We start from the raw sequence: 7825 nt of genomic DNA on the forward strand, positions 1-7825 counted from the left end.
AGGGCGCCGGGCTCAGCCCCGCTTCGGGGACGCAAAGGCCGAGCGGAATCCCCGCAGCCGCAGGGAATTGCTCACCACCAGCACGGAGGAGGCGGCCATGGCGATTCCGGAGAACATGGGGTTGAGCAACCCGAGCGCGGCCACGGGAATAAGGACCACGTTGTAGGCGAAGGCCCAGAAGAGGTTGCCCCGGATGGTGCCCAGGGTGCGCCGCGCGAGGCGCAGGGCGTCGGCGGCCGAGCGGAGGTCGTTATTCATTAGGGTGATGTCCGAGGCCTCGATCGCCACATCTGTTCCCGCCCCCATCGCCAGGCCCAGATCGGCCTGGGCGAGCGCGGCGGCGTCGTTAATGCCGTCTCCCACCATCGCCACGGTGCGCCCCTGCCGTTGCAGCGCGGCCACCTGGGCTACCTTGTCCTGGGGGAGCACCTCGGCCAGCACGTCCTCCTCGGAGATGCCCACGGCGCGCGCGGTGGTGGCGGCGGCCCCGGCGTTATCCCCGGTGAGCAGCATGGGGCGCAGGCCGAGGTCGCGCAGCGCCGCGATGGCCTCGGCGGAGGTGGGCTTGGGGGTATCGGCCACGACGATGATCGCCGCAGGTTCGTCGTCCACGCTCATCACCACGGGGGTGGCCCCGGAGCGCTGGGCCCGCGTCACGACCTCGTGTTCCCGGAGCGCCGGGCCTGGGCGGGCCACGGTGATGCGCCGTCCGTTCACGAGCCCGCTGATGCCGTGCCCCGAGTGGGCCTGAATATCGCTGGCGGCGGGGAGTTCTTCCTCCCCCATCGCCGTCGCTATTGCCTTGCCGATGGGGTGCTCGGAGCCGGCCTCCACGGCGGCGGCTAGGCGCAGCGCCTCCCGCTCGGAGTATCCGCCCAGGGTGATGACCTCGCTAAGGCGCATGATCCCGGTGGTGACCGTGCCCGTCTTGTCCAGCACGATCGTATCGATCTTGCGCGCGGATTCAATCGCCTCCGGGCCCCGGATCAGCAGCCCCATCTGTGCGCCTCGCCCGGTGCCCACCAGCAGGGCCGTGGGCGTGGCCAGGCCCAGGGCGCAGGGGCAGGCGATGATGAGCACGGAGACGGCCGCCGCGAAGGCGTCGGCGGTGGAACCGGAACCGAGCAGGAGATGCCCGGCCAGGGTCAGGGCGGAGATTGCCATGACCACGGGGACAAAGACCTGCGCTATGCGATCCACCAGGCGCTGCACCGGAGCCTTGCCCGCCTGGGCCTGGGTAACAAGCCGCCCGATCTGCGCGAGCGTGCTCTCCTCCCCCACCCGCTCCACGCGCAGGGTGAGCTTGCCGGAGGTGTTGATCGTGGCTCCGGTGACGCGCCCCCCGGGGGTTACCTCCACGGGGAGGGATTCGCCGGTGAGCATGGATTCGTCCACGGCGGAGGTTCCCTCGATCACCGTGGCGTCGGCGGGGATCTTCTCTCCCGGGCGCACCACCACGAGGTCTCCCACCGCCAGGCGCGCCACGGGCACGCGCTCCTCTCGCTCCCCGCGCAGCACGGTGGCCTCCTTGGCCCCCATGTTCAGCAGGTGGCGCAGCGCCTCCGAGGAGCGCCCCTTGGCGCGATCCTCGAAGTAGCGGCCCAGAAGGAGGAAGGAGATCACCACGCCCACGGTCTCCAGGTATATCTCCGATGTCCCGGCGTGGGCGTGGGCGCTGAGGCTCATGTGCATCACCATGCCCGGCTCCCCCGCCCCGCCGAGGAAGAGCGCCCACATCGACCACGCGTAGGCGGTGGTGGAGCCGAGCGAAATCAGCGTGTCCATGGTGAACGCGCCGTGGCGCAGGTTGATGAGCGCGGCGCGGTGGAAGGGCCACCCGCCCCAGAAGAACACGGGGGAGATCAGGGCGAAGGCCAGCCACTGCCAGTGGGGGAACTGCCACGCCGGGATCATGGAGAGCACCACCACCGGCAGGCTGAGCAGGGTGGAGAGCCACAGGCGGGTATCTGCCTTTGGCGTTGCGCTTTGCGACGCCTCCCCCGCCGTCTTTGGAGCTTCAGTAGCCCCCGGCTCCGGGTGCAGGCGGAATCCCTCGTAGCCGGTGGCGCGGATGGTGTCGAGCAGGGCGTTTGGGCTGGTGCGGGAGGGATCGTAGGAGACGCTGGCGGTCTCGGTGGCGAAGTTGACGGTGGCCTGCACCCCCTCCATCTTGTTGAGCTTGCGTTCCACGCGAGAGGAGCATGAGGTACAGGTCATGCCGGTGATGCCGAGATCAATGTGCGTGGGTGCCTGGGTAACCATGCCACTAGACTATACCCCCAGGGGGTATATGGCGGGGGTGGGGAGCCCTCATGTCCCGTACCCTGGACGGGGAATAGCGCGCCGGGCGTGCGCGTTGGAGCCTGTGTAACGCAAAAGAAACCAATAAGGAGATGCAAGCATGGCGACGATCGACGTCACCGAGGACACCTTCGAGCAGACCGTGAGCGGCGAGGGGATCGTTCTCGTCGATGCCTGGGCCTCCTGGTGCGGCCCCTGCCGTGCCTTCGCCCCTACCTTTGAGAAGTCCTCGGAGCAGCACGAGGACGTGACCTTTGCCAAGCTGGACACGGAGGCCAACCAGCAACTCGCCGCCGCCCTGGAGATTCAGGCGATCCCCACGCTGATGGCCTTCCGCGACGGGATCATGGTGTACCGCGATGCCGGCGCCCTGCCGCCCGCCGCCCTGGAGGATCTCATCGGCCAGGTCAAGGGCCTGGACATGGACGAGGTGCGTGCTCAAGTGGCCGCGCAGAACGCGGAGCGCGATGCTCAGGAGTAACGCCCGGAAGTAACCCGGAACCACCGGGCCGGCCAGGGGCACCCGCCGCCATTTATCGGCGCGGGTGCCCCTTCGTGCTGCTTGCGTACACTCGCGGGGGAACGGCTCGGGGAGCGGAAACGGCCCCCGGGTGATAAACCACTACCCCAGGAAGGCGGGACGAGCGATCATGGCTAATCCCTTCAGCACGGGCTGGAAGTACCTCAAGGCATCGCTGGACCAGAAGATTGATGAAAACGCCGATCCCAAGGTGCAGATCCACCAGGCGGCGGAGGCCGCCAAGCGGCAGCACCAGGAGATCACCGAGCAGGCCGCCGCGATCATCGGGAACAAGCGCCAACTGGAGATGAAGCTGGATCGCCTGCTCAAGGAGCGGGATTCCCTCCAGAATCAGGCCAAGCAGGCTATCACCATGGCCGATCAGGCCACCGCCGAGGGGAATAGCGCACGCGCCACGGAGTACACCAACACCGCCGAGGTTCTTGCCAGCCAATTGGTGTCCGTGGAACAGCAGATCGAGGAACTCAAGGCCTCCCACCACCAGGCCGCCCTGGCAGCTGAGCAGGCTCAGCAGAAGCAGCGCGAGTCTGAGGCGCGCCTCAAGGAGCAGATGAGCCAGATCGACCAGCTGCGCGCTCAGGTGGATCAGGCCAAGATGCAGGAGGCCTCCAACGAGGCGATGGGGGCGATCACCGCCACCGCCGATGATTCCACCCCCACCCTGGACGGGGTGCGGGAGAAGATCGAGCGCCGCTACGCTACCGCCCTGGGCGCGCAGGAACTCGCGGAGGGCTCCATGACCTCCCGGATGGACGAGATCGCGGCGGCGGGCCGGGACATGCAGGCCAGCGCCCGCCTCGACCAGATCTGCGCGGAACTGCGCGGCGGGCCGGACGGCGCCGACAAGAACGCCGCGGCACTCGAACAGGGAACTGGCGAGGGCCGCGGCGAGGTGGATTAATCCCGCCGGATATTGATGAGCACGCCCCTGATCCCGGAGTGGAACCCATCGCGGAGGTTCACCCGCTGGGACTCGGAGAGGGTGTACTCGTGCAGCGTCTCGCAGGCGAATTGAAGGAGGGGGCGATCCACCTCGGGGGGAAGCCCGCCGCCAGAAAGCAGGTGCGCCTGATCCCGCTGCTCGGTGGAGGCGGCGTTCTCATACCACCAGGCTGCGTACTGCTGGCCCACGTCATAGGGCGTTTGGTTGCCTGCCGAGGCCCACACCTCGTTGGGTAGCGGCACGTAGCGCGAGCGCAGTTTCCGCTTGGGGGCCATCATGGAGGGCTTGGGAGTGGGCTTTGGTGGCGCGGGGGTGTCCTCCGGCTCGTCCGCTTTGGCGTCCGACACGTCCGACGCGACCGACGTGCCCGGGGAGGCCGTAGAGGTCGAGGCGGCGGGCCGTTCCCCGGAGGGGGCGTCGGTTGCCGGTGTCTCCGGGAGCGCCGGGGCGGTGGTGGCCTGCGCCTCGTGGTCTCCGCGTTGGCCTCGGGCCGCAGCGGTGTCTGCCGGGGTCACCGGGGCACTCGGCGTGCGCTCCGCAGCGGGCGACGCGGGGGCGTCGATAAGCTCCTCGGCTGCGTCCTCCGCGTAGGGGGTTTCCGTGTGCTCTGCGTTGTCCGCGGCGGTGGGGGTGCTGGGCGGGCGGTGGCCCTGGGTGGCCGCTTCTGGGACGAGGGTGGGGCCGGGTTCCTCCGGGGGCTCGGTCTCCCCCAGCGGCTTGGCGGGCACCGAGGGCGGCAGCGGGCCTTCGAGTACCTGGAGGCGCATGGAATCGGAAAAGTCCTCGCGCGGGTCCAGGATCGTGGTGGTATCGCAGGCGTAGCGCAGGGCGGAGGACATGGAATCCCAGCCAAAACCGTAAAGGTGCACGCGGATACCGGCGGCGGTGGCCTCCTGCACGCCGGGGATCATGTCGGCGTCGCCGGAGACGAGCACGATGTCCGTGCAGCGTTGGTGAACGGAGGCGATCACCATGTCCGCCACCAGGCGGGTGTCCACGGCCTTTTGGGTGCGGCGTTCGCCCCAGGCGATGAGCTGGCCCGCGCGTAGTTGCACGCCGTTGCAGGAGCGCAGGGCGCGTTGGTAGCGGTGCGGGCCGGTCTCGGGGATGCCGTCGTACCAGAGTTGCCGGTGGATGGGTTGGTGCAGTTGATTTTCGATCATCCCGCCCAGGACTCCCACGACCTCGGGCAGGTCAATTTCTAACTGTGCGCGTGCGCCGGTCTCCCACGAGTTATAAAAACTCGCCAGGAGGTACGAGGTATCCACGAACACGAGTGTGCGTTCAAGCATGGCTCCTAATTTCCGTTTCATAACTATTGCTCTAAATTGCAGTACCCCCAGCATGCCCCATGAGGGGGTCATACGTCGAAGTTCCCCGTGTTTTTCCTGCTGAGCGCGGTGCGGCGTGCGGCGAGGGCTTTGCGGGGGTCGTCGCAAGGCGCTCTCCTTGCGTGCGGAATCCTTGACAGCCACCCAGTCGGTTGGTTACATGAGTAACTAAGCAGTGAAGAGGAGGTTGGGATGGACGAGGCGGCGGCACCCCTATTCCAGCAGATAGCCAGGCTCATCGAGGACAGCATCGTGGAGGGCACCCTGATACCGGGACAACGCGCCCCCTCCACTAACGAGCTGGCCGCATTCCACAAAATCAACCCGGCCACCGCCCGCAAGGGACTCACGCTGCTGGCGGAATCCGGGGTGCTCATCAAGCGCCGAGGCGTGGGCATGTTTGTCACGGAACACGCCCGCAGCCTCATCATGGAGCGCCGCCGGGAGGAGTTCCCCGGCACCTACCTCGCCCCCATGATCGACGAGGCCCTGCGCCTCAACCTCGACCGAGCCCAACTCCACGACCTCGTTGATCGCGTAGCAGAAAGCAGAGGACTGTACTCATGACCACCACTCCCCTCATCCAGGCCCATGACCTGCGCGCCCGCTACGCCCGGACGCGCATCTTCCACGGCCTGAACCTCAGCATCCCCAGCGGCGGAATCCACGGGCTCATCGGCCCCAACGGAGCCGGCAAGACCACCCTCCTGCGCGTCTTCTCCGGTCAACTCCCCCACGACGGCACCCTGAACATCTGGGGGCACGATCCCTTCGACAACCCCGAGGCCATGCTGCGCATCGCGCTCGCGGGTATCGACGCCCCCCTCCCCGCCGACTGGCACGCCATGCGGCTCTTCCGAGTGGCCGCCGCCCGCTACCCCACCTGGGATCACGGCCGAGCAATGGCGCTGCTGCGCGCCTTCTCCCTGCCCAGCTACCAGAAATATCAATCCCTCTCCCGCGGACAGAAATCCGCCCTGGGCGTGATCTTCGCCCTCGCCGCAGGGTGTGACCTCACCCTCCTCGACGAGCCCTACCTGGGCCTTGACGTGGAAAAACGCGACATCTTCTACCGGGAACTGCGCGCCGAGCGCGACCGACGCCCCGAGGCCACCTTCCTACTCTCCACGCACGAACTACACGAATCGGAAAAACTCCTCGACACCGTGACCATCATGAACGGCACCGGCGTGCACCTCAGCGGCCCCCTGGGCGACATCCTGGAGGGATACAGCAGCTTCCTCGGCCCCAGCGCCGCCATACGCAGGCTTATCGACGCCCACCCGAGCGCCCTGCTGCACAGCGAGGAACTAGCGGGCAGCGCGCGGGTGGTGCTCGCCGTCTCCCTGGCCCAGGCCGAGGCACACGGGATTCCCGGAGGGGTGCGAGGGCAACAACTCACCCTGGAAGAACTGGCCCGAGCAGTGGAGGAGGCTCAGCGATGAACGCAGTGCGGTTGTGGTGGGGGTTGTCGCGGCGGTGGAACGTAATTTTCTATCTGCTCGCGGTGTTATTCCCGATAGGTGTCTTGAGCGATGGAAATAATAATCCGTTCAGACTTGTGCTTGCCTTTATTTGGATGATTGCCATCATGGGCGCGGGGCTCCGGGAGGATGAGGTGTATGCCTCGCTGAATGTTTCGCGGCGCGTGTGGGCCAAACACCGGCGGGCCGACCTGCTGTTCAGCATTCCGATTTATCTTGGGATCCTCTGGGTATTGCCTATGGGATCCGTGGAGCAGATTTTTTCGGAATAGTGGGGCTGATACGTCCGATGCGCGTGTTGCTGAAAAGGGATCTCCGCCCGCTGGGTGCTTCGTATATTGGCGAAACTCTGGTGCAGCGGGCCGCCCATGCGGATACAGATTCCGGATCTACCAAAACCAAGCGGAAGTGGTGGCCCTGGCAGTGGATCAAGTATTCCGATACCCCGGTGGGGCAGGGGATTTTAGAACCACAGGTCTCTGCCTGGTTTGGTTGGAGCATCGGGATGATCTTTGTGGCCTTGGTGACGGCCTTGGTGGGATGGATCCTAAATATGTCCGCTCTAGGAATCTTTATGGTCGCACTGGTGACCTCGACCATGGGAGTAGGGCTCTCTGTGGAACAAGAAATCCAGCGTAGCTATGCCCACTGGATCCGCTTTGGCGGCCCCCGTGTTGTGTGGTCGCGGTGGACGGCCTTTCTCTGCGTAATACCGATCTGCTTTGCGATGCTCATCGGAGGGCTTTTGGGAGTCGTGGGGGCGCTTGGAGTTAGTCAGGGCCTGTTCTATGGCCTCGGGTACGCGGTAGTGATGGTGCCTGCCTTGGTACTGCTGGCGGTGGCCGGCAAGAACAACGCGGTGTGGGTGGTTCTGGGTATTGCCGTGATGGCGATCTGTGGAGCGCTCGCGCTGTCACAGTCCGTGAGCGTTACCCAGTGGTTCCTGCTCCAAAGTGTGCTGGGTTTGGTGATTTTGCTGGCCCTACCTGCGCTTATTCGAGGTTCCGCGCACGAGCTATGGGGCCTGGGAACCTTCTTTGGCTTCAAGAAGGCAAACGTAGATCAAACATGAGGTAAACAAGGGTGCTGAAAAACATGCTTTGACCTGGTTGTTTGTGTGTTGGGTGGGGGGTGTGTAGGTTATGGGGGGTCGCCGCAACGGCCCTGGGGGATCACTAGTGTTGGTGGTTCTTCGTTTGGTTGGGTGGTGGGGTGGTTGGTTGTG

Annotated in this window: 8 protein-coding genes; 6 read left to right on the forward strand and 2 right to left on the reverse strand. The window is 65.9% G+C overall.

Annotated features, from left to right (window positions below; all coding sequences use genetic code 11):
• Positions 1 to 12: 12 nt before the first annotated feature.
• The gene (locus Cocul_RS07405) at positions 13 to 2262 is read right to left on the reverse strand and encodes a heavy metal translocating P-type ATPase (RefSeq protein WP_055122614.1); all 2250 of its coding nucleotides are present in this window, start codon (positions 2260 to 2262) and stop codon (positions 13 to 15) included.
• Between the two features lie 139 nt (positions 2263 to 2401).
• On the opposite strand from Cocul_RS07405, the gene trxA reads away from it, so the two are divergent.
• On the forward strand, positions 2402 to 2782 hold the full coding sequence (gene trxA / locus Cocul_RS07410; protein WP_055122615.1) for a thioredoxin: 381 nt from the start codon (positions 2402 to 2404) through the stop codon (positions 2780 to 2782).
• A 169-nt stretch (positions 2783 to 2951) separates the two neighbouring features.
• Positions 2952 to 3743: a PspA/IM30 family protein gene (locus Cocul_RS07415; RefSeq protein WP_055122616.1), complete on the forward strand. Its 792-nt coding sequence runs from the start codon at positions 2952 to 2954 to the stop codon at positions 3741 to 3743.
• On the opposite strand, the gene Cocul_RS07420 is transcribed toward Cocul_RS07415, so the two are convergent.
• Positions 3740 to 5077, reverse strand: coding sequence for an NYN domain-containing protein (locus Cocul_RS07420; RefSeq protein ID WP_055122617.1), 1338 nt, complete (start codon positions 5075 to 5077; stop codon positions 3740 to 3742). The genes Cocul_RS07415 and Cocul_RS07420 overlap by 4 nt on opposite strands.
• Positions 5078 to 5308: 231 nt before the next feature.
• On the opposite strand from Cocul_RS07420, the gene Cocul_RS07425 reads away from it, so the two are divergent.
• Genes Cocul_RS07425 through Cocul_RS07440 form a run of 4 tightly spaced genes read left to right on the forward strand, consistent with a single transcriptional unit; the run spans position 5309 to position 7672 of the window.
• Entirely contained in the window at positions 5309 to 5683 is a 375-nt protein-coding gene (locus Cocul_RS07425) for a GntR family transcriptional regulator (RefSeq protein ID WP_055122618.1), read from the forward strand.
• Entirely contained in the window at positions 5680 to 6561 is an 882-nt protein-coding gene (locus Cocul_RS07430; RefSeq protein WP_055122619.1) for an ATP-binding cassette domain-containing protein, read from the forward strand. The genes Cocul_RS07425 and Cocul_RS07430 overlap by 4 nt, the downstream gene beginning before the upstream one ends.
• Positions 6558 to 6872, forward strand: coding sequence for a hypothetical protein (locus Cocul_RS12355; RefSeq protein WP_150114410.1), 315 nt, complete (start codon positions 6558 to 6560; stop codon positions 6870 to 6872). The genes Cocul_RS07430 and Cocul_RS12355 overlap by 4 nt, the downstream gene beginning before the upstream one ends.
• 17 nt (positions 6873 to 6889) lie before the next feature.
• Complete coding sequence (locus tag Cocul_RS07440; RefSeq protein WP_150114411.1) at positions 6890 to 7672, forward strand: hypothetical protein; 783 nt, start codon at positions 6890 to 6892, stop codon at positions 7670 to 7672.
• The last annotated feature ends 153 nt before the right edge of the window (positions 7673 to 7825 follow it).

Source organism: Corynebacterium oculi (assembly GCF_001412105.1).
Lineage (GTDB): Bacteria > Actinomycetota > Actinomycetes > Mycobacteriales > Mycobacteriaceae > Corynebacterium > Corynebacterium oculi.